Source organism: Nocardiopsis moroccensis (assembly GCF_055763695.1).
Window position 1 is genome coordinate 1,670,996 of sequence record NZ_CP199747.1, and the last position, 20,737, is coordinate 1,691,732.

Annotated in this window: 23 protein-coding genes; 8 read left to right on the forward strand and 15 right to left on the reverse strand. The window is 69.4% G+C overall.

Annotated elements, in window-relative coordinates; all coding sequences use genetic code 11:
* Positions 1 to 87: 87 nt before the first annotated feature.
* A complete protein-coding gene (locus tag ACUKCB_RS07100) occupies positions 88 to 750 on the forward strand; it encodes a pentapeptide repeat-containing protein (protein WP_473039687.1) in 663 nt (220 codons plus the stop codon).
* Between the two features lie 76 nt (positions 751 to 826).
* Here the strand turns inward: ACUKCB_RS07100 and ACUKCB_RS07105 are convergent, their stop codons facing one another.
* The 3 genes from ACUKCB_RS07105 to ACUKCB_RS07115 form a co-directional block, all read right to left on the reverse strand.
* Positions 827 to 1,282, reverse strand: coding sequence for a TIGR03618 family F420-dependent PPOX class oxidoreductase (locus tag ACUKCB_RS07105; protein WP_473039688.1), 456 nt, complete (start codon positions 1,280 to 1,282; stop codon positions 827 to 829).
* A gap of 176 nt (positions 1,283 to 1,458) precedes the next feature.
* The gene (locus tag ACUKCB_RS07110; protein ID WP_473039689.1) at positions 1,459 to 2,391 is read right to left on the reverse strand and encodes a transglutaminase domain-containing protein; all 933 of its coding nucleotides are present in this window, start codon (positions 2,389 to 2,391) and stop codon (positions 1,459 to 1,461) included.
* Positions 2,392 to 2,436: 45 nt separating this feature from the next.
* Positions 2,437 to 3,291, reverse strand: coding sequence for a MerR family transcriptional regulator (locus ACUKCB_RS07115; protein WP_473039690.1), 855 nt, complete (start codon positions 3,289 to 3,291; stop codon positions 2,437 to 2,439).
* Positions 3,292 to 3,469: 178 nt separating this feature from the next.
* Between ACUKCB_RS07115 and pip the strand changes: the two genes are divergently transcribed.
* Complete coding sequence (pip, locus tag ACUKCB_RS07120) at positions 3,470 to 4,423, forward strand: prolyl aminopeptidase (protein ID WP_473039691.1); 954 nt, start codon at positions 3,470 to 3,472, stop codon at positions 4,421 to 4,423.
* 73 nt (positions 4,424 to 4,496) lie between these two features.
* Here the strand turns inward: pip and ACUKCB_RS07125 are convergent, their stop codons facing one another.
* Complete coding sequence (locus ACUKCB_RS07125; RefSeq protein ID WP_473040949.1) at positions 4,497 to 5,660, reverse strand: aminotransferase class V-fold PLP-dependent enzyme; 1,164 nt, start codon at positions 5,658 to 5,660, stop codon at positions 4,497 to 4,499.
* A 198-nt stretch (positions 5,661 to 5,858) separates the two neighbouring features.
* Between ACUKCB_RS07125 and ACUKCB_RS07130 the strand changes: the two genes are divergently transcribed.
* Positions 5,859 to 6,842 (forward strand): adenosine deaminase, encoded by a 984-nt coding sequence (locus ACUKCB_RS07130; RefSeq protein WP_473039692.1) that lies wholly within the window; start codon positions 5,859 to 5,861, stop codon positions 6,840 to 6,842.
* A 74-nt stretch (positions 6,843 to 6,916) separates the two neighbouring features.
* On the opposite strand, the gene ACUKCB_RS07135 is transcribed toward ACUKCB_RS07130, so the two are convergent.
* On the reverse strand, positions 6,917 to 7,894 hold the full coding sequence (locus ACUKCB_RS07135; protein WP_473039693.1) for a DUF2332 domain-containing protein: 978 nt from the start codon (positions 7,892 to 7,894) through the stop codon (positions 6,917 to 6,919).
* A gap of 33 nt (positions 7,895 to 7,927) precedes the next feature.
* Positions 7,928 to 8,917: a GlxA family transcriptional regulator gene (locus ACUKCB_RS07140; RefSeq protein WP_473039694.1), complete on the reverse strand. Its 990-nt coding sequence runs from the start codon at positions 8,915 to 8,917 to the stop codon at positions 7,928 to 7,930.
* Positions 8,918 to 9,137: 220 nt separating this feature from the next.
* Between ACUKCB_RS07140 and ACUKCB_RS07145 the strand changes: the two genes are divergently transcribed.
* Positions 9,138 to 9,833: an ABC transporter ATP-binding protein gene (locus tag ACUKCB_RS07145; protein ID WP_473039695.1), complete on the forward strand. Its 696-nt coding sequence runs from the start codon at positions 9,138 to 9,140 to the stop codon at positions 9,831 to 9,833.
* Positions 9,834 to 9,842: 9 nt separating this feature from the next.
* On the forward strand, positions 9,843 to 10,307 hold the full coding sequence (gene soxR, locus ACUKCB_RS07150; protein ID WP_191270008.1) for a redox-sensitive transcriptional activator SoxR: 465 nt from the start codon (positions 9,843 to 9,845) through the stop codon (positions 10,305 to 10,307).
* 210 nt (positions 10,308 to 10,517) lie between these two features.
* Here the strand turns inward: soxR and rnhA are convergent, their stop codons facing one another.
* The 4 genes from rnhA to ACUKCB_RS07170 form a co-directional block, all read right to left on the reverse strand.
* Positions 10,518 to 10,991 (reverse strand): ribonuclease HI, encoded by a 474-nt coding sequence (rnhA, locus tag ACUKCB_RS07155; RefSeq protein WP_191270010.1) that lies wholly within the window; start codon positions 10,989 to 10,991, stop codon positions 10,518 to 10,520.
* Positions 10,992 to 11,557: 566 nt separating this feature from the next.
* Positions 11,558 to 11,749: a nuclear transport factor 2 family protein gene (locus ACUKCB_RS07160; protein ID WP_473039696.1), complete on the reverse strand. Its 192-nt coding sequence runs from the start codon at positions 11,747 to 11,749 to the stop codon at positions 11,558 to 11,560.
* The gene (locus ACUKCB_RS07165) at positions 11,713 to 11,955 is read right to left on the reverse strand and encodes a nuclear transport factor 2 family protein (RefSeq protein WP_473039697.1); all 243 of its coding nucleotides are present in this window, start codon (positions 11,953 to 11,955) and stop codon (positions 11,713 to 11,715) included. The genes ACUKCB_RS07160 and ACUKCB_RS07165 overlap by 37 nt, the downstream gene beginning before the upstream one ends.
* A gap of 292 nt (positions 11,956 to 12,247) precedes the next feature.
* Positions 12,248 to 12,721, reverse strand: coding sequence for an Rrf2 family transcriptional regulator (locus tag ACUKCB_RS07170; protein WP_473039698.1), 474 nt, complete (start codon positions 12,719 to 12,721; stop codon positions 12,248 to 12,250).
* 125 nt (positions 12,722 to 12,846) lie between these two features.
* On the opposite strand from ACUKCB_RS07170, the gene ACUKCB_RS07175 reads away from it, so the two are divergent.
* The gene (locus ACUKCB_RS07175) at positions 12,847 to 13,581 is read left to right on the forward strand and encodes a hypothetical protein (RefSeq protein ID WP_473039699.1); all 735 of its coding nucleotides are present in this window, start codon (positions 12,847 to 12,849) and stop codon (positions 13,579 to 13,581) included.
* Between the two features lie 41 nt (positions 13,582 to 13,622).
* Here the strand turns inward: ACUKCB_RS07175 and ACUKCB_RS07180 are convergent, their stop codons facing one another.
* The 4 genes from ACUKCB_RS07180 to ACUKCB_RS07195 form a co-directional block, all read right to left on the reverse strand.
* On the reverse strand, positions 13,623 to 14,396 hold the full coding sequence (locus tag ACUKCB_RS07180; protein ID WP_473039700.1) for a bestrophin-like domain: 774 nt from the start codon (positions 14,394 to 14,396) through the stop codon (positions 13,623 to 13,625).
* Between the two features lie 137 nt (positions 14,397 to 14,533).
* On the reverse strand, positions 14,534 to 15,733 hold the full coding sequence (locus tag ACUKCB_RS07185) for an erythromycin esterase family protein (RefSeq protein ID WP_473039701.1): 1,200 nt from the start codon (positions 15,731 to 15,733) through the stop codon (positions 14,534 to 14,536).
* Between the two features lie 166 nt (positions 15,734 to 15,899).
* Complete coding sequence (gene def, locus ACUKCB_RS07190) at positions 15,900 to 16,565, reverse strand: peptide deformylase (RefSeq protein ID WP_473039702.1); 666 nt, start codon at positions 16,563 to 16,565, stop codon at positions 15,900 to 15,902.
* Positions 16,566 to 16,656: 91 nt separating this feature from the next.
* Positions 16,657 to 17,100 carry an SMI1/KNR4 family protein gene (locus tag ACUKCB_RS07195; protein ID WP_017580370.1) on the reverse strand — a complete coding sequence of 148 codons (444 nt, stop codon included), beginning with the start codon at positions 17,098 to 17,100 and terminating at the stop codon, positions 16,657 to 16,659.
* A 435-nt stretch (positions 17,101 to 17,535) separates the two neighbouring features.
* Between ACUKCB_RS07195 and ACUKCB_RS07200 the strand changes: the two genes are divergently transcribed.
* Together ACUKCB_RS07200 and ACUKCB_RS07205 are read left to right on the forward strand one after the other, a co-directional pair.
* Positions 17,536 to 18,807, forward strand: coding sequence for a sensor histidine kinase (locus ACUKCB_RS07200; protein ID WP_473039703.1), 1,272 nt, complete (start codon positions 17,536 to 17,538; stop codon positions 18,805 to 18,807).
* Complete coding sequence (locus tag ACUKCB_RS07205; protein WP_452544384.1) at positions 18,759 to 19,406, forward strand: LuxR C-terminal-related transcriptional regulator; 648 nt, start codon at positions 18,759 to 18,761, stop codon at positions 19,404 to 19,406. The genes ACUKCB_RS07200 and ACUKCB_RS07205 overlap by 49 nt, the downstream gene beginning before the upstream one ends.
* Before the next feature lie 145 nt (positions 19,407 to 19,551).
* Here ACUKCB_RS07205 and ACUKCB_RS07210 read toward each other — a convergent pair whose 3' ends face one another.
* On the reverse strand, positions 19,552 to 20,655 hold the full coding sequence (locus ACUKCB_RS07210) for a hypothetical protein (protein ID WP_473039704.1): 1,104 nt from the start codon (positions 20,653 to 20,655) through the stop codon (positions 19,552 to 19,554).
* Between the last annotated feature and the right edge of the window lie 82 nt (positions 20,656 to 20,737).

The following is a 20,737-nucleotide window of genomic DNA, read 5'->3' on the forward strand; positions in this document are numbered from 1 at the left end:
AGGAGACCGTGGTGCCCTCAGGTACGAACCCGCCCGCACCCGCATCCACCCCGCGACCCCTGAAGGGCCGCACCCGGAGAGGACCCCGTGACCATCCGCCCCGTCCCCACCACGCTCTCCGACCTGCCCTACGCCGAGGAACTGCGCCCCTTCGACAGGGACCAACTCCACATGGACCCCCACGAGGCCACCCACTTCGACGGTGAGAGGTTCGAGGCCATCAACCTCACCGGCGCCCGGTTCATCGAGAGCGCCTTCACCGACACCCACTGGGACGGCGGAGTACTGCGCAGGTGCAGGTTCACCGAGGTGTGGATGCACAAGGTACGCATGGCCGGCACCGACACCGCAGAATGCACCTGGCTCGACAGCCACATCGTGGCCAGCATGTTCGCCGGAACCGCGTCCTTCAACTCCGAGGCCCAACGCGTGGTCTTCTCCTCCTGCAAACTCAGCGGGGTCAACTTCCGAGCCACACGCATGGTCGACGTGGTCTTCCAGGACTGCGTCCTCACCGACGTGGACTTCGGGCAGGCCTCCCTGACCCGGGTCACCTTCCCCGGCTCCAGCCTGCGCGGCCTGCACCTGGCCAAGGCCACACTGCACGAGGTGGACCTGCGCGGGGCCAGCGAACTCGACCTGGCCTCGGGTTTCGAGTCACTGAGCGGCGCGGTCATCGGACAGGCGCAACTACTCGCGATCGCCCCCGCCCTCGCAGCCAACACGGGCATCACCGTCCGGGACGCGTGAGTACCCCCACCGGGGTACCGCTCCCGCCCCGGCCGACCAGCCGCACCGACCACCCGCAACCGCCGGAGCCGGGACCCTAGGGAACGATCCCCTCCCGCTCCGGGCGCACGTTGCCCAGCACCCGCTTCACCGCGATCTCGATCACCACCCGCTCGGGGTTGGGGCGCGGCCGCCGGTACCGTTGGGCGTAACGCCGCTCCGCCTCGGCCACCGCCCCCTCATCGGCACGCACCGTGGCGGTGCCCTCCAACGTCGACCACCGGGCCCCCTCCACCTGGCACACCGACACCCGCGCCCCCGGACGAGATCCCAGGTTGCGTGCCTTGTAACTGTTCCCGGAGGCGATCACCCGCGCCAGGTGCCGCTCGGGGTCATAGGTCACCCCCACCGGCACCTGGTGGATACTGCCGTCCGGGCGCGGGGAAGCCAACGTGCACAGACGGCGCTCACCCCAAAACACCAGGAAGGGATCCTGCTCACGGGGCTCCTCGGGCACGGAACCGGGCTCCTCGGACACTTTCCTGTCGGGCACGGGGACTCCCATCGTCGGCTGACCTGCCAGGCCACCAGCATCCCAGCCCCCGCACCACGCCCCGACCCAGGTCAGGAAAAGACCCCGGCACGAGCACACCCCGCCCGGGCGGCGCCCACGGCCCCACAGGACCGACGACGACCACCCCGGTGCAGGTCAGGACCCCCAGAGCCCCCTCACAGCCGCGGCTGCGCCACCCGCGAACCCAGATCCACCCACCCCCGGTACCCCGACGGCGACGCACAGAAGACCCGTCCACCCGGGTTCAACCGCTCATCACGCCAGAACCACGCCGTCAACTCCTCCTCGGCCCCCGCATCCCCAGCATCCGCGGCCACCACCAGCCCCGCCACCTCATCAGCCAACACACTGTCCCCGTCCCGGCCCATCGCACCCCACGAATCCCACAACAACGTCTCCACCCCCAACCGGTGCGCCACCTCCAACCACACGTAGTCCCGCACCAACCACCCGCCCCGCATCATCGGCAGATCCGGAGCCACCCCGAAGTCGGTCCCCCGCACCCGCCCGGCCCGGATCGCCAACCACACCTGCGAAGCCCCCGAGAACGCCACCTCACCCACCGCTCCCGCATGCGTCAGATCCAACGGGTCCACACCCCACCCACCCCCGGGATCCAACTGGGTGTCCGCCCACACCCAACGCCGCCCGTCCCAGTACTCCACCACCACATGATCCGTGCCAAAACCCGCACTCAGATACGACGCGAACCCCACCCGCGTGCGCGCCGCCACTCCGTGCTCACGCAACGCCGCCACCGTCAACAGCGCAAAATCCCGACAGCACCCCACCAACGGCTCCGACCGCCCAGCCGACCACTCCCGCCCGTCACGCACCGCATCGGTGGCCAACATCGCCTCCACCCAACGGTGGTCGATCTCCTCCCACCGCTGACCCACACCCACCCGGCCCCCGTACACGTAATGCGTCAACACCCCGCGCAACAGCCGACCGACACCCGCCACATCCCCCGGCAGCCCCGCCAACACCTCCCGGTAGGCGCCCGGATCGGTGAAGGCGGTGTGCTCACGCCAACGCTCCACGCCCACCGCCTCCGATTCCACACCCCGCCCACGCTTCGCACCCATCAGAGCACCGACCTCCACACCACTGTTCGTTCCACCAACCACGACTCACCCACCAACCCGCACCGGCCGCGCCACCCACGCGAACGTCTCCCGCTCTCCCACCCGCTCCCACGGACGCAGATACACCTCCCGAAAACCCCCCACAGGCCGCACACCCCGCTCCCGGGCCGCCTGCTCCACCCCCGCGTACGCCCCCATGATCCGCGGATAGAAACAGTCCCCACGCGCCACCCCAGCCACCAACCACACCCCCGACGGTTCCCACCGCAACGACACCCCCTCCTCCGGCCCAGCCACCCCCTCGTAGGGAACGGCCACCTCGATCGGCGCCGCACCGTCCGGCGAAGGCGTGCCGTGGTACAGCACCCACGTCTGCTCCCCGGCCCGCGCACCCTGCCCCGCCAACACCCGCCGCACCCCGGCAGCCAACCCCACATAGGTCTCCACCAGGTCCTGCACACCCACCCGCGCCCGTGCGCAGGCCACCCGCACCCCGGACACCGACTCCAACGAGGTCTGCCACACCGGACCGCCCCCGTCCGGGCCGGGCCCCTGCCCACCCACCAACGCACACACCCGCTCGACCATGGCCTGCCGCGAACGCTCCGCCTCCTGACGCGCCCGCCACCAGGACCGCACCAATCCCACCGCCTCCTGCGGCGGGGCCGCCACCACCTGCGCCACCATCGCCAACGGCATGTCCATCCGGCGCAGCTCCCGCACCCGCACCGCCGCCCCCACCTGCTCAGGCAGGTAGTACCGGTACCCGTTGGCCTCCTCCACCCGGTGCGGCACCGACAACCCCGACCGCTCGTACAGCCGCAGCGCCTTGGCGGACAGGCCACTACGCCGCGAGAACTCCCCCCGCGACAACTCTTCCGAGACCACCGACCCGTTCATGGCCCCGAGTCTGGACCGTGCCCCAGGGGCACGGTCAACCCCCGCCACAACCGCCCCCGCCCCCGCACGCACGGCGGTAGCATCAGCGTCGGCTCACACCCGCGCCCGACCCCCGACAACAGCCCCGGCCCCAGGCGTCCAGACACACCCCCTCCGGCCCGCCCCAGGAGCCCACACCATGTACCCCACCAGCGACCCCCACACCAGCAACCACCTGCCCCGCCCCGGCGGCCACCACCTGTTCTGGCAAGAAAGCGGCAACCCCCACGGCACACCCGTCCTGGCCCTGCACGGCGGCCCCGGCTCCTCCTCCAACCCACGCTGGTCCGCACTGACCGACCCCGACCACTACCGCCTGATCCTGCTCGACCAACGCGGCGCCGGAGCCAGCACCCCCAACGCCGCCGCACCCACCACCGACCTGACCACCAACACCACCCCCCACCTGATCCAGGACTGCGAAGCCCTACGCACCCACCTGGGCATCGACCGCTGGCACCTCATGGGCGCCTCCTGGGGGTCCTGCCTGGCCCTGGCCTACGCCCAAACCCACCCCGACCAGGTCCTCTCCCTCATCCTGTTCGCCGTCACCACCGGCACCCGCCAGGAGATCACCTGGATCACCCACGACATGCGCCGCATCTTCCCCCAGGAATGGGAGGACTTCCACGCCGCAGCCGGCCCCGACGCCGACCCCCGCGCCCTGCCCGCCGCCTACGCCCGCCTCCTGGCCGACCCCGACCCCCGGGTACGCCACGACGCCGCCCTGGCCTGGTGCCGCTGGGAGGACACCCACGTGGCCACCGTCCCCAACTTCACCCCCAACCCCCGTTTCCAGGACCCCGACTTCCGCCTCACCTTCGCCCGCCTGGTCACCCACTACTGGTCCAACGACTGCTTCCTCGCCCCGAACCAACTCCTGGACAACGTCGAACGCATCGCCCACATCCCCGCGTACCTGATCAACGGCCGCCTGGACATCAGCGGCCCCAGCGACACCGCCCACCACCTGGCCCGACGCTGGCCCGCCGCCGAACTGCGCATCGTGGGCGGAGCCGCCCACACCGCCAACAACCACGGCATCGGCCAAGCTGTCCTGGAAGCCACCGACCACCTGCGCCACCTGACCTGACCCCGCCGGCACGAAGGCCCCCGGGAAGGGCATCACCCCCGAGGGCCTTCGACAAAATCACCCACCGGCCCGCTCAGACCAGCCGACCCACCTCGTCCACCACCCGCCCCAACTCCTCCTCGGTGTTGTAGTAGTGCACCGAAGCCCGCACCACCTCACCCTCACCCTCTCCCGACCACCGCTGTGCCCCGGGCCGGGACACCTCCGCCCGCACCCCGCGCTCACGCAACTGCCCCACCACCCAGGGTGCCTCCCGCCCAGCCACCGTGAACGTCACGATCCCCGACCGCTCCCGACCCCGATCACGCACCTCCACACCCGGCACCCCCGCCAACCCCTCACGCAACAACCCGGCCAACCCACCGATGCGCTCACGAGCCCACCCCATCCCCACACCACGCGCATAACGCGCAGCCACCCCCAACCCGATCCGGGCCGCCACCGAGTGCTCAAAAGACGCGAACCCCGCCGCACCCGCCAACACCCGGTAGGAGTCCGGACCGCTCCACTCACCCCCGATGTGGTTGACCAACAACGGCTCCCCCAACCGCGCCCCGTCCCGCACGTACAAAAACCCCGTCCCCCGCGGCCCCCGCAGGTACTTACGCCCGGTCCCCGAGAGCAGATCACACCCGATCCGCTCCACATCCACCTCCCACTGGCCCACCGACTGGCACGCATCCAGCAGGTACACCGCACCGAACCGGGCACACAGCTTCCCCACCGCCTCCGCCGGGTTCACCAACCCGTTGTACGTGGGCATGTGGTTGATCGCCACCAACCCCACATCCCCCCGCCCCAACTCCTCCTCCAACACACCCACATCCAGCACCCCGTCGGCATCATCAGGCACCACCTGCACCCGCACACCCCGCAAAGCCGCCATCCGCAACAACCCCACCCCGTTGCCGGCGTACTCACTGGTCGTGGTCAGCACCCGCTGCCCCGGCTCCAACACCACCGCGCCCAGAGCCTGCGACCACGCCTGCGAAGCGCCCTCGAAGAACACCACCTCCCACGGCGACGCCCCGATCAACCCCGCCACCTGCGCCGTACTCTCCTCCACCAGCCCCGCAGCCAAACCCTCGGCCTCATAACCCCCCACCCGCGACTCCAACTCCAGGTGGGAGACCACCGCCTCATGCACCTGCCGCGGCACCAACGACGCCCCCGCGTTGTCCAGGAACACCAACCCCGCGCACCCCGGGGTGTCCTCCCGCAGCCCGACCACATCCACCACGAACCCACTCCTCAACAACCGGGGACCACATCTGCCCGCACCCTGCCACACCCCGCCCCCGCACCACAGGGGGCACCCGACCCCACGCACGACCGTGTGTCCCACACCAACCCCGCCACCGGCCCGCGCACCCCCCACCATCAGCCACAATGGCCAACAACCACCACCCACCCCACGAAAGGGCACCCGGCTGCCATGACCATCCCCAAAGCCGAACTCCACCTGCACATCGAAGGCACCCTGGAGCCCGAACTCGCCTTCCACCTGGCCGAGCGCAACAACATCACTCTGCCCCACGCCGACATCGACGCCCTACACTCCGCCTACTCCTTCACCGACCTGCAGTCCTTCCTCGACCTCTACTACGCCCTCATGGACGTACTGCGCACCGAAGCCGACTTCCACGACCTGGCCGAGGCCTACCTGACCCGCGCCGCCGCCCAAGGGGTCCGACACGCCGAGATCTTCTTCGACCCCCAGGCCCACACCAGCCGCGGCATCTCCCTGGACACCGTCATCAACGGCCTCACCGCCGCCCTGGACACCAGCCTGCAGCGCCACAACATCTCCACCACCCTCATCCTGTGCTTCCTGCGCGACCGCCCCGCCACCGAAGCCATGGACACCCTCAACGCCGCCCGCCCCCACCTGGACCGCATCAGCGCCGTCGGCCTGGACTCGGCCGAGGTCGGCAACCCGCCCGAGAAGTTCACCGAGGTCTTTGCCGCCGCAGCCGAACTCGGCCTGCACCGCGTGGCCCACGCCGGCGAGGAAGGCCCCGCCTCCTACATCTGGCAGGCCCTCAACCTCCTGGGCGCCGAACGCATCGACCACGGCATCCGCTGCCTGGACGACCCCGCCCTGGTCACCCACCTGGCCGCCACCCGCACCCCCCTGACGGTGTGCCCCTTCTCCAACGTGCGCCTGCGCGCCGTCCGCACCCTGGCCGAACACCCCCTGCCCGCCCTGATGGAGGCAGGCCTGCTGGTCACCGTCAACTCCGACGACCCCTCCTACTTCGGCGGCTACGTCCACGACAACTACCTGGCACTACAGCAACACCTGGGCCTGGACCACGAACAACTGCGCACCCTGGCCCGCAACTCCTTCACCGCCTCCTTCCTGCCCGCACAACGCCGCGAGGCCCTCATCGCCGAAGTCGACGCCTACACCTTCTGACCCCCCACACCCCGGAGGGGCCCTCGCACCCATACGAGGGCCCCTCCGAGGTCCTTGCCACCCCCGGCCCCCGATCACCGCCAGGTCAGCGACTGGCCATGCTCACCGGTGTAGGCCACCACCCGCCCATCCACCGCCAACGTGAAGTCACCCTCCACCGGCGGCCGGGCGCGCTCCCACCCGGGAAAGGCCCGCCACCCCTCGTTGGACACCCAGTGCCCGGGCAACTCACCCACCAACCGCTCGAACCGCTCCCGCTCGGCCACCGACAGGTAAGCCAACACCGCACTGTGGAAAACCACCAACGTGGCCCCCGCAGGGGCCCGGGCCGCCACCTGCGGCAACACCTCCAACAGGTCCCCCGACACCAACAGCGCCGGATCGGACGCGGCCACCGACGCCGCTGCCCGCAACCGCTCCACCCGCGCCCGCCCGACCTCCCCGGGCCAGACCAACGACTCCAACCACCGCACGTTTGACCCCTCCCCCGCATCCAACGGGTTCAGGTCCACCCCCGCCCGCCACACCACCCGCGGCGGCCCCTCGGGGACGGGCACCTCACCGCGCATGCGGCACTCCAACAGCACCGGGCTGTCCTTCGGCCCGATCGGCGCCGCCCCGTCATAGGAGTACCGGTACCGGTCCGGGTACAGGCACAACCCCGCCGAAGCCCCCACCTCGACCAACGCCAACGGCCCCTCGAACCCGGCCAGAACGGGCAGCAGCGTCGCACACCGGCGCACCTCGTTGGTCTGGTTCATCCGCGCCAGCACCACCTGGCGCACCGACCCCCAGTGCGCCACCAACCAGTCCCGAAACCTCTCCCAGGGCCCGGTGGGCCCGCCCAGGTAGCGCACCGCCCCCAACAACAAGTTGGGTTGGCGCTTGTTGCCCGCCGGCAACGACAACACCAGGTCCAGCACCCGCTCGTCCCGGGCCACCCCCAAAGCGATCCGCTCATATTCCGCCGAACCGCCACGGGCACAGCCGGCCGCGAACCGCCGGTACCCCTCAGCCAACCGCTCCCGCTCCACGCTCACATCCACGGGCACACACCCTCCTCAAGACAGCACGTGCGCGAAAACCTACGCTCCGGCACGGCCGCCCCCGCCCTCCGCCCCCACCCGGAACCGCTCCCGGTACTGAGTCGGCGCACACCCCAGCACCCGCACGAACGCCCGCCGCATCGCCTCATCGGTACCGAACCCACACCCCCGCGCGATCGCCGCCACCGGAGCCGACCCCTCCTCAAGACGCCTACGCGCCCACTCCACCCGCACCCGCTCCACGTACCGCCCCGGCGTACACCCCACCTGCTCAGCGAAGACCCGCGAGAACTGACGCACCGACAACCCCGCCCGCTCGGCCAACACCGCCAACGACCACACCCGCCCCGGGTCGGCATCCACCAGATGCTGCACCTGACGCACCTCGGCCCGCTCCGCCCTCTGGGTGGCCAACTGGGTGGAGAACTGCGCCTGCCCTCCGGGCCGCACCAGGAACACCACCAGGGTGCGCGCCAACCCCAACGCCACCTGCCGCCCCAGATCCTCCTCCACCACCGCCAACGCCAGATCGATCCCCGACGTCACCCCAGCCGAGGTCCACACCCGCCCCGAACGCACGAACACCGGATCCCGCTCCACCCGCACCCCGGGAAACTCCCGCGCCAGGCGCTCACAGTGCCGCCAGTGCGTGGTCGCCCGAACCCCCTCCAGCAGACCGGCGTGAGCAAGCACGAACGCCCCCGAACACACCGACGCCACCCTCCCCGCACGAGCGGCCAACTCCCGCACCGCCGCCACCAGCTCCGCATCCGGCTCATGGGCGCCCTCACCCCCAGCCACCACCAGGGTGTCCACCCGACCCACCCGCTCCAACGCCACCGAGGGCACCAACCCCACCCCACTGGAAGCGGTCACCACCGCCCCGCCCAGGGAAGCCGTACGCACCCGATAACGCGAACCGGGCGCCCGCGCCGCCCCGGCGAAGACCTCCAACGGCCCCGTCGCGTCCAGACTCTGCACGCCCTCGAAAACAACAATGACCACCTCGTGGTGTGTGCTGTGCTCCATACCCCCACCCCACCAGCGCCCGGGAAACGACCACAAGGTCGCGTGCCCCAACCATCCGGCCACCACCCCTCCCACCAGCGCCCGACACACACCACCCCGCGGCCTCACGGCCCCTCACCCGCCCACGCCTACCCTGTGAGGACACGAAAAGATAACGAGAACTCTCGCGCGCCCGGGACGATCCCAGGCAGGAGACGACCACCCACACGAACGGACACCCGTGAGGCTCTCCACCCGCCACCACCTACGGCACAGCACCCACACCACACCACCCGCCGCGCCTCTGCTCGAGCTTCACGACGTGTCCCTCACCCACACCCACCACTCCCTCCTGCACCACCTCGACCTCACCATCCGACCCGGCCAACACATCGCCCTGGTCGGCCTCACCACCACCGCCGCCACCGCACTCACCCACCTGATCAACCACACCGCCCACCCCACCCACGGACACATCACCACCCACACACCCATCCACACCACCCGGCCCAACCCCACCCTCGCCCAAACCATCACCGGACACCCCCACCCCAACCCCCACGACCACCACCTGGCCCACACCCTGACCACCACCCACCTGGACCCCCACCACCTCAACACCCCCCTCACCGACCTCGACCCCGCCCTGACCCCCCGCATCCACCACGCCCGCACCCTCTACGCCCACCGCACCGGAGCCCACCTCCTGCTCATCAACCACCCCCACACCCCGACCCCACCCCCCGCACCCGACACCGCCCACCTCACCCTCACCAGCCACCCCGCCCTGGCCCGCACCGCCGACCGCATCCTGCTGCTCCACCACGGACGGACCACCGAAACCGGCACCCACCGCCAACTCCTTCTCCGCGGCGGCGCCTACGCACGCCTGTACGCCCGCCAAAGCACCCGGACCCCCACCCCCACCACGCCCTAAACTGGACCCGTGCCACCCATCGCCAAGGAACTCACCGTCGGACAGGTCGCCGAACGCGCCGGAGTCGCAGTCTCCGCCCTGCACTTCTACGAACGCCAAGGCCTCATCCACAGCCGCCGCACCACCGGCAACCAACGCCGCTACCGCCGCGACACCCTGCGCCGCGTCTCCTTCATCCGCATCTCCCAACGCGTGGGCATCCCCCTGGCCCGCATCCGCGAAGCCCTCGACGAACTCCCCGAGAACCGCACCCCCACCCGCGCCGACTGGGCCGCCGTCTCCGCCCAGTGGCGCACCGAACTCGACGCACGCATCACTCAGCTCATCCGCCTGCGCGACGACCTCACCGGATGCATCGGCTGCGGCTGCCTGTCCCTGGACACCTGCGTGCTGTCCAACCCCGAGGACGAACTCGCCGCCACCGGCTCCGGACCCCGCCGCCTACTCGTGGGCCCCTTCAAGGACCAGGACTGACCCCACCCTCCTGCGCACGGGGGAGCCGCCTCCCGCCCCGGCGGGAGGCCCCACACACCGGTGCGCACCCATCCTGGAACCATGCCCACCGCACTGATCCGCACCACCCTGGCCTGACCCGCCCCACCCGCCCCCTGCGCCACCAGCGCTGAACCACGAAGCGGCGGCGCCCCGCCGGGCACCGCCGCTCACACCCCGCACACCGGACCGCTACAGTCCGGCGGCCTCGTCACGTCCGCGCCGGGCCAGCTCGTCGGCGCGTTCGTTGCCCTCGTCGCCGTTGTGCCCGCGCACCCACTTCCACTCCACGTCATAGCGTGCGGCCACCTCGTCCAGGCGCTGCCACAGGTCCACGTTCTTCACGGGTTTCTTGTCCGCGGTCTTCCACCCGCGTTTCTTCCACCCGTGCACCCAGGAGGTGATGCCGTTGCTGACGTAGGAGGAGTCGGTGTGCAGCAGCACCGGCACGTCCCGCTTCAGGCTCTCCAGCGCCTGGATGGCCGCCATCAGCTCCATCCGGTTGTTGGTGGTCTGGGCCTCACTGCCGAACATCTCGCGTTCGTGTTCTCCGTAGCGCAACCACACACCCCACCCTCCGGGGCCGGGGTTGCCGCTGCATGCCCCGTCGGTGTAGATGACCACGCGTTCCGTCGACCCCTGGTCGACCTCGTCCCCGTTGTGCATGCCGCGCAATCTACCGCCCTCCCAGGTCACAAAAAGGCCACAACCCCCAGGAAGAGGGCCGCTTTCAGCACCAATCGACATCATTGGCACCCATAAAACGGCCATTACGGACTTTCGGACTGACCAAAGGCGCCTCCGCGCCCTACCCCACCAACCACCGCATCCGCGACCATCGACTCCGCTGCGGGTTCGTCCACCGCTGCCGGAAGGGGTGGTTCTCCCGAACGCCCGGCAACAGGACCAGTAACCCGTGAGTAGCTTCCAAGGTCACGGAGCAGGCGAACCTGCCGACAACCGTGCCCCTCGCCACGGTCTGGGAGTACCCCCTCATACGCCAGGACTGGAGCCCCGACAGGACTGGATCCCCGAACAGCTCGTCGACCAGTGGACCCTCGAGGAGGGCGACCAGGACAAGTTGGTGTGGACGGGGCCCTGTTCGGCAACTACCCGTGGAACGCCCGGGTTCCGGGGCGGCCCCGGCACCAGATCCGTCAGGAGTGCGGCACCCACGCCACCGCCCAGGACTCGCAGGCCGCTCCGCGAACGCGTGTTACCGCCCTACCGATTCAGTCGGCGTTGAACGCCTTCTCGACGGTCAGCGTGTCCTCGTACAGGTGCATGCGGACGATCCGCTCGTCCTCGACCATCAGGTGTATGGCTGCCGGTGCGGTGAACTCCTTCCCAGTGGCCGCGACGGTGTGTGTCCAGACAGCCAACAGCATCACGTCACCACCGTCGGCGATGACGCGCTCCAGCACGACCTTGCTCCTGCCGTGCTCCTGCCGTGCGCGAAGTGCGGCCACATCGTGGTGAAGTACGGCGCGACCTCCTCCCTACGGGCACGACTCCCGGTCCAGGGCAGCGTGTCACTGCCGGGGACGTGCCAGTCGACCTTCTCGGCGAAGAGTTCCTGGATCCCGTCGGGGTCCTGCCTGCCGAGGCGCTCCACGAACTTCTCGGCCACGGTCCGCGAGATCTGTTGCCATCGTCCTTGTCCTCGTCTTTTCGTTCGTATGGGGTGTGTCGGTCGGGCCTGGGCCCTGGAACAGGAAGTGCTTGTGGGTCCGCGGCCCGTCGAGCCGCATGAGCGCCCCGCCCTCACGCGGCGCACCGGGGTCGACCGGCGCGAACCCGAATTCCGTCTTGTCGTCCAGCCGGCCCATGAGACTCTCCGACTTCTTGATGTAACCGTTTTTGTTACATCCTTGAGCGCGGGGCACGATCCCCTTCGGCCAGGGGAAGTCGACGGTCCGACATCAGACGGCTTTCAAGACGTCCCGCAGTACGTCCTCCAGCGTGGTCTTGGCCAGCTCCCCGCGCAGGGCGGCCTCCACATCGTCGTACACGGCGGTCATCGCCGGCCCGATGCCGTGGCCCACCACGCACTCGGGGTCCGGTGTCGCGGGGTGCAGGGCAAAGACCGGCCCCGGTTCGATCGCCTGATAGACGTCGAGCAGGGTGATCGCCGCCAGGTCCCGAACGAGCATCCAGCCCGCCCCCGCCCCCCGCCGTGAATCGGCCAGGCCGGCCTTGCGCAACTCGGCCAGCAGGCGACGGATGACCACCGGATTGGTGTTGACGCTGGTGGCGATCTGCTCGGAGGTGGCGACCTCGTGGCCGCGCCGCTGGTACAGCCCGATCCATGTCAGGGCGTGCGCCGCGATGGTCAGTCTGCTGTTGGCGCTCACGTCGGATTCCACCTCCCTGATCTCCTCGCTGGTCGTAACCATAGTTGTTACAACCGCTTGTGGCAAGCCCCGAGGGGCCCGGTCGGACCTGCCTCTCCTCACCAGCCCCGCTCGCTCCACAAGCACAACCAATCACTCCACGTCCCCACATGGATACGATGGGCAACATGCTCCCCTTGCGCCGTATCCCACCCGTCCTGCTGGCCCTGAGCGCACTCCTGCTCACCTTCGGCTTCCCCTCAGCACTCGCCCTGGAGAGCCATCGGCCGCCCACACCGCCGAGTGCGGACACCGAGGACCCGACCCCGCACGTGAGCGTGGACGACGGAACCTCCAATGTGCAGGTGGACCCCACGGGGGTCCGGATCCAGGCACCCGGCACACTGGTCGAGGTGTCCTCGGACTCCTACGTCCTGGTGTGCGCCAACGGTGTGCGGGTGGTGGTCCGCAGGGACCAGGCACCGCCGTGCGAGCCCCGCCCCCAGACACCGGAACAGCCCACCCCTCCCCCACACGAGGAACAACCTCCCCAGGCACCCGAACCCGCTCCTGAGAGCCCCGCCCCCCAGGCACCGAACGACCCGGGGACCCCGGACGAACCCAGCCAGGCACCGCCCGAACCGGCCGACCCGCCCCAGAGCCCCCCGGCCACACCACCGGACCCCGACCAGGAGCGCACGACCGCCCCCGCCCAACCCTCCCCTTTCCCCTCCGCCTCCCCCACAGCTCCACCCCCAGCACAGGAAGCGGCCGGAGGACAACTCCTGGCAGACATCTCCACGCCCTCGGCACCGCAGAGCGCCGGCGCCTTCACCCCCATGCGCACCATGGTGGTACTCACGGTCGTCATCGCCGTGGCCGCCACAGGCGCGGGCCGCGCCGCCGCACGCTCGGTGAACTGACCGGACACGACACCGACCACCCACACAGGCCAAGCCCCCGGCTACTGGGGATTGAGCACGGCGTCGGTCCGGTCGAACCCGGCCAGTGAGTCCTGGATCGCGCCCGCGTCGTGGGCCAGGGCGCCGTTGTACGGGTTACCCAGGTAGAACAGCAGCAAGATGGTGGAGAAGACGAACACCAGGTTGGCCGCGGCCCAGAAGTAGGCCACCGACGAACCCCGCCGAATCATGGCGAACGGCAGCACCGCCACGGCGACGGCCGACAGGGCCGCGATGGCGTTCAGGACAGGCGGGATCCCCTCTTCGGCCGCATCGGCACGCTTGATCCGCGCGTCACTGAGCTCGGCCAGCTCCTGGCGCGCGGTCAGACGGTCCAGGCCGTCCCCGCTGTCGGAGACCGAAAGCTCCCGCACCGAAGCCGCCAGGTCAGCGAGTGCCTCCTCGCTCTCGGAGCTCAACTCACCGCTGTCACGCATCAGCGGCCAGTCCTTCTCCGCAACGGCACCCATGTACGTACGCAACTGCTCACGCACCGCATCCGCCTCGCCCTCGGGGAAGGCAGCGGTGCTCCAGTACAAGGACTCGGCCGCGCCCACCTCGGCGATCACCCCGTCCCCGGCTCCGGTGAAGTTCTCCCAGCCGATCACCACCCCCATCGCCGCCGAAGCGAGATAGAGCGCGAGCACGCAGGGGGCGACCACGACGCTGACGGCTCCCCCCGAGGATTCATCGTCCACCCGGAACCTTCCCACGGCCAGCAGGGCGCCGCCGACCATGGCGATCAGGACGATGAGAACGAGGAACAGCGTCAGCATGTGGATTCCAGGAGGAGAGACCGTCGGGGAACGGGTCCATCCGTAGCACGCCCGCGGCCGCCCCTCCGGCGGAACGTCGGAACGCCCGCAAATGTCCCCCCGGCGCCGTGGCCAGCACCGACCTGCACGGGGCGCGACTAACCCTCCAGGGCGTCCCTGACGAACACCAGGCCCTCACTGTCCGCCAACCGGCCCGGATCCAACGGGGCGTAACCGAACCAGGGCGACTCCCGCGGCACGGGCCGCTCGCCCAGGACAGCGGCCAACCGCGGGGCGTCCACGAGACAACTCTCCTGCGACAACCCGTACAGGATCCCCTCAACACTCTCCGCGGGCGGCACACCCACCCCCCGGTGCCCGATCGTGCCCACGGCCGTGGCCACAAAGGCGTAGTCCCGGCCCAGACGAGCACTCACCAGCGCACCCGCGCTCCACCACCGCACCGGCCCCTGCCACATCCGCATCGTGCTCTCGGACCGCTGAAGATGGGAGTTGTGGGCGTGCACCACCGTCGGCCCCCGCTCGGCCACGGCCAGGAGGTTGTCGGCCATCATCGCGTCCCGCACACCCAACAGCCGCCCCATCCGGCCCGGCGAGGCATCGGCCATCCAGAAGTGGTACCGCAGCAGACCGAGGGCGGTACGCCCGTACAGGCGCGCCCGCTCCCACGCCTCGCGCGAGGTCGCCGCGATCAGGTACGGACCCTGCTCGTCGAGCAGCGCCACCAGGTCGTCGGCGAACACCCGCAGCGCAGCGGCCCGGTCCGAGCGCCCCACGGAGCGGGCCGGGTCCCTCATCGCGGCAGGATCGCTCCACTCCTCGTCCTCGCCCAGCAGCCGCTCCAGTCTCTGCCCGGTGCAGGGCAGCAGGTCGGCCTCCACACGGGCCACGAGGTAGTCGTGCAGTGCGCTCAGGGCCTGTCGCGGGCTGTCCGCACCGGTGATCTCCAGCGGGCCGTCGACACCGGCGAAGCGCAGCTGCTCCTCGGCGGCCCGTCCCTCGTTGTGGGCGCGCATCCAGCGCACCAGCTCACGGTTGGCCGCACAGGCGCCGAACCCGTGACTGAACCCGCGCTCCATGGCCTCGTCGAGAGTGCCCGTGCCCGAGGTGAGGTAGTCGTCCACGACCAGTCCCCTCATGCAGTCGCTCTCCATCGCGACCGTCCGGTAGCCCTCCTGTTCGACGAGCTGTTCCAGGAGCGCGTTGCGCAGCTCCAGCAGGCTCTCCTCGCCGTGGGCGGGCTCGCCCAGCGCGAGCAGCCGGGGCCGACCCGGAAGCAACCCCAGGAGGGCGCCCGCATCGACCGGATGGACGGTGTCCTCAATGCCAGTGACCATACCTTCAACGCTATCGTTGAATATTCGGTTGAAACCTGACCGCGAAAACACCGGGAGAACGAGCAGAAACCCTCAAACCAAGCATTGGTCCACCTCGGGGTGTCACCCCCGGACACGACGACGGGGGCGCCCCGGAAAACCCGGAACGCCCCCGCACGGGACCACGCTAGCCCGCCAACTCACGCTCCAACTCCTGGGCGCGCTCCTCACGACGGGCGAAAACGTTGTCAGCCATCTCGTTCATCTTCTTCAGGACCCGCTTGCGCTCACGTGCCGAGAGCCGGTCCACGTACAACTTGCCGAAGGTGTGGTCGGTCTCGTGCTGCAGACACCGCGCGAAGTAACCGCTGCCGGTCAGCACCACCTCGTTGCCGTCCTTGTCCACCCCGCGCACCGTGGCGTGCTCGGCCCGCCCCAGGTCCGCGTGCGGTCCGGGCACCGACAAGCACCCCTCGCTCTCCACCACCACCGGATCGTCCAGGTCACGCTCGTCCAGCACCGGATTCACCACATGCCCCACATGCCGCACCCCGTCATCGTCAGGGCAGTCGTAGACGAACACCCGAAGGTCCACGCCCACCTGGTTGCCGGCCAACCCCACGCCCTCGGCCGCATACATCGTCACGAACATGTCGTCGATCAACCGCGACAGCTCCGCGCCGCCCAGCATCGACTCGGGAACATCGGCGTTGGCCCGATGCAGGACCTCCTCACCGGTCACCGTGACCCGCAGGACACGACCCCGGGCGGCCTCAGGCGCGAACTCCGGAAAGTCCGACACCTCCCGCCCCTGGACAACGACAACGGGCACGGGCACGGGCTGCTCCGACATGGTCCTTCTCTCACGGCCAACTCAAGGGGAACCGGCGGCCACAACACCACCGACCATGAAAAATAGCATGACCGACCACCCCGACCCGGCGCTAACGGAACCACGCGTTGCCCTGGATGAAACACCGCGCCAGATAGTCCCGCAACGACACCACCACCAGCCGCCGCCGATCACTCTCATGATCCCACACCACGATCCCCGGACCGTAGTCCGTGTGCACGTAGGCGAACTGCGGCCCCATGTCCGAGTCACCGAAGAAGATCATCTCGTCGAAAGGCGCGTACAACTCCAGATAGTCCGGCTCCCCCCGCATCGCCAGGTTGTCCTCCACCAGCCGACGCGCGCTCCACACCACCGCGTCCCCGTACTCGTTGGTCACACCGTCCGTCTCCCGCAGCAGGGAAGCCAACTCGAACGGCAGGGGCAGCATCAGGTGCTTCTCGACCTCGGCCAGGGTCACCTCGTCAGCCGGATCGCTCAGATCGGCTTCGGGATACATCTCCAGGATCAGTTCACGCCACACACCCACGATCATCACAGGTCGTGGCAAGACACGGGAAATCGAGGACGGCGAGTTGCGCCGAAAATCCATCAACTCCCCACCCCGGACCGACCCAAAACACCATCCACACCCCGGAATACCCACAGGCCACACCCCGTTGACCCCACTGCGGACCGGTGCGGTAGCAAGTGTCCCCCGGGCTCACCCAACGCCTTCGCGGAATACCGCGCCCGCCATCGGGCGGGCGGCCACGGAGCCGCGTTGTGCACCACGCCGTGAGGCGACCGCCGCACCGGTCCGCACCCACCCAAAACGCCTACAGCGCCCCAAAACGGCCACCATCATCACCCAACGAACACAAACCAACACCCAAAGCACACAAAAACAGGGAGCCACCACCCCCGAAACCACCCACCCCCACCCCCCAAAATAAAAGAAAGGCGCACCACCACGACGGAAGAGAACCCCATGGCCACCGCCAGCCCCCACAAAGCCGGCCCCCTCACCACCCTGGCCTACATCCTCCTCCTCGTCTCCCACAACATCGCCGCCTTCCTCCTCCTCCCCCTCGTCCTCGCCTCCGCACTCCTCACCCTCATCTGGGTCGGCCTCCCCTTCACCATCCTCACCGCCGCCACACTCCGCACCATCGCCAACGCCCAACGCACCACCCTCACCCGCCTCAACCCCCACCACCCCGTCCCCACCGCCTACCGCCCCATGCCCCCCACCGGCGTCCACTCCCGCGTCCGCGTCATCCTCACCGACCCCGCCACCTGGCGCGACCTCCTCTGGCTCACCTCAGCCCCCCTCCTCACCCTCCTCGCCCTCCTCAGCTACACCCTCTACGCCCACGCCCTCTACCAAACCCTCTACGCCCTCCTCCTGTGGCGCTTCCACCCCGACCTCTACGGCTTCATCACCCCCCACACCCCCACCCAAGCCCTCCTCATCCTCATCCCCGCCACCCTCACCCTCCTCCTCGCCCACACCCTCAAACCCCTCACCCTCAGCGCCTACACCCGCCTCTCCCGCCTCATCCTCGCCCCCTCCGAAAAAGCCCGACTCACCGCACGCGTCGCCCACCTCGCCACCAGCCGCGCCGACACCATCGACACCCAGGCCGCCGAAATCCGCCGCATCGAACGCGACCTCCACGACGGAGCCCAAGCCCGCCTCATCGCCCTCGGCATGAACCTCGGCATGGCCGAACAAATGATCGACACCAAACCCGACACCGCCAAACACATGCTCGCCGAAGCCCGCGAAACCACCCGCCACGCCCTCACCGAACTCCGCGACCTCGTCCGCGGCATCCACCCACCCGTCCTCGTCGAACGCGGACTCGACGGAGCCGTCCACGCCCTCGCCCTCACCCACAACCTCCCCATCACCGTCACCACCCAACTCCACGGACGCCCCGGCGACCCCGTCGAATCAGCCGCCTACTTCGCCATCGCCGAACTCCTCACCAACACCGCAAAACACGCCAACGCAACCCACGCCTGGGTCCACATCAACCACGGCCGCCAACGCCTCGTCATCACCATCACCGACAACGGCCAAGGCGGAGCCCAACCCACCCCCGAAAGCGGGCTCTCCGGCATCGCACGCCGCCTGGACGCCTTCGATGGCACGATAAACATCACCAGCCCACCGGGCGGACCCACCATCGTCACCCTGGAGATCCCGTGCGAGTTGTCATCGCCGAAGACCTTGCCCTCCTCCGCGACGGGCTGATCCGACTCCTCGAAGCCCACGACTTCACCGTCGTGGCCGCAGTCGACAACGGACCCGACCTACACACCGCCCTCACCGAACACAAACCCGACGTCGCCGTCGTCGACGTCCGCCTACCCCCCACCTTCACCGACGAGGGCCTCCAAGCCGCCATAGGAGCCCGAACCCAGGTCCCCGGCCTGCCCATCCTCGTGCTCTCCCAACACGTCGAACAGCTCTACGCCCGAGAACTCCTCTCCGACGACGGCGGAGGCGTCGGCTACCTCCTCAAGGACCGCGTCTTCGACATCGGCCAGTTCATCGAAGCCATCCGCCGCGTCGCCGACGGCGGCACCGCCATGGACCCCGCCGTCATCTCCCAACTCCTCGCCCGCCAGGACCAGAGCGGCCCCCTCGCCCAACTCACCCCCCGCGAACGCGAAGTCCTCTCCGAAATGGCCGAAGGCCGCTCCAACTCCGCCATCGCCGGACGCCTCTACATCACCGAAAAAGCCGTCAGCAAACACATCAACAACATCTTCACCAAACTCGACCTGCCCCCCTCCTCCGACGACAGCCGCCGCGTCCTGGCCGTCCTCGCCTACCTCAACGGCCAGTAACCAACAAAGGCCGCGGCCCCCACAGGGACCGCGGCCACCGAACGATCTGGCCGGCCGAACAGAGGCACCCGGGGGAAGCAGACCACGACACCCCCAGGCCGTTCAGCACCGGTACCGCACCCTCACCGCCAACTCGCCCGAGCAGTCAACGGGGGTACAGGGCGAGGACATCAGCGCCGCTGGGACCACGGCACAGGTCGGGCCGCCAGCCACCGTCATCGGCGCCGCGCCGCGTCCACACACACTCCAGGCCGCCGATCTCGATCGGATCGGAGGGGCCGCTCTGAAAGACCGAGGTGGGATCGTGGTCCCCCAACACCATCTGTTCAGCGACCGACACGCCCTCCTCACAGGCAAGCGTCCAGGTGCGGGTGACCACCAACCACTCCTGCCCCTGCGCCTCGATCCGGCCACAGTAGGGGTGGCTCAGCTGATAGGTGTTGACCGGCCACCAGAGGTCATTGAGATTCCACTCGCTCTCGTGGTGGTCCTCGGGCACGGGCGGGACCGCCGGTTCGTCCGGAAAGGACAACTCAAGCACGAACCGGGCCTCCTCAACGGTGAACTCCACCCGCTCCGGGACCCCGGCCTCCGACAGCCATACACGCCCGGTCCCGTCCTGGGGACGCACGCGCCCCAGATCCAGGTCCCAGGCAGCCAGGTCCCCCTCGATCAACAGACCCTCGTAGGAGGCCGCATCGGGGTCATCGGAGTCGAGTAGATCCAGCCCCTCATCTTCGGCCAGCGAGGACAACAGGCCGGCGAAGAGCTCCGGGCCGTAGTCCTCGGGCGAGAACTGCGCGGCCTTCTCCTCACCGGTGGTGCTGTCATCCAGCCCCCGGACGGTAACGGGGTTGTTCGATCCCCCCTCATAGACGAATTCGCCGTCGGTGCCGGCACCGCCCTCCTCCCGAAAGGCGATGGAGACGGCCGGCTCGGTATAGACAAAGGCATCGTCGGCATTGGCGATCAGTGCGTAGCCCAGGTCCAGATCGACCGGTTCGATGCTGAACACCTGCTCGGCGCCGCCCGCATAGTGCATCTCGAACCTGGTCTCACCCTCGGGCCACAGTTGCGCGGCAACACCGTCCTCGGTGCGGGCGACCGCCTCGTCGTAGTCGATGGTGTAGGAGCGTGTCGCCTCGACACTCAGCCCCGGCGCCTCCTCGACCAGGGCCGCAGCCGCCAGGAGCTCCTCACGGGGGGCGTCAGCCCTCAGGTAGGTGTCGTAGACGAAATAGCCACTCACAACGGCGAGGGCGGTTACCACGCTCGCGCACGCGACCACCAGGGCCCTGATGCGCCCGGACGGTTTCGCCCCACGACCGAAG